The organism is Pseudoalteromonas sp. G5_S1_54_S4, from assembly GCF_054968565.1.
In genome coordinates, this window is record NZ_JBQKUL010000140.1 from 1 (window position 1) to 458 (window position 458).

Below are 458 nucleotides of genomic sequence, written 5' to 3' on the forward strand. Positions count from 1 at the left end.
CTCTGATGTATAGCGATTTGATTTTTTCATAGTTCCAGTTTCTCAAGTTGTTGAGTCTCTGGCAAACACGGGGCGATTCATTCTGCTCATTACAACCCATGAAGGGGAAAATGATTTTTTTGCTTCGAGATTTAAAATGACTGAAAGGCTCTAATCTAATATCCCAAACCTCACCCATTTCGTTTGTTACATCAAAAGCCAATGCTTTCTGAGAAATCAAAGCAAAAAAGATTTCCTGCTCTGATTGCACTTCTTTCTCAAATGATAGCCCTAATGGTTCACATTCAGCTTCGATACCAGCCAAGCGGCTCTGAAACTTAATGACTACTGGGATGAATGGCCTTAGCTCAACATTTTTGTATAGATCTAAAAGTAGCATTAGATTGCTCCTGAAAATTAGGCATGCCTAATTTTGCTCACTACCCTATTCTTTAAAGTTAGGCATGCCTAACTATTAC

At 38.2% G+C, this 458-nt stretch carries 1 protein-coding gene; it reads right to left on the minus strand.

Annotation, left to right across the window (positions count from 1 at the left end):
• Positions 1-379 (minus strand): hypothetical protein (locus ACTRWE_RS19280; protein WP_462880542.1); only part of this gene is annotated, 379 nt, incomplete at its 3' end.
• Between the last annotated feature and the right edge of the window lie 79 nt (positions 380-458).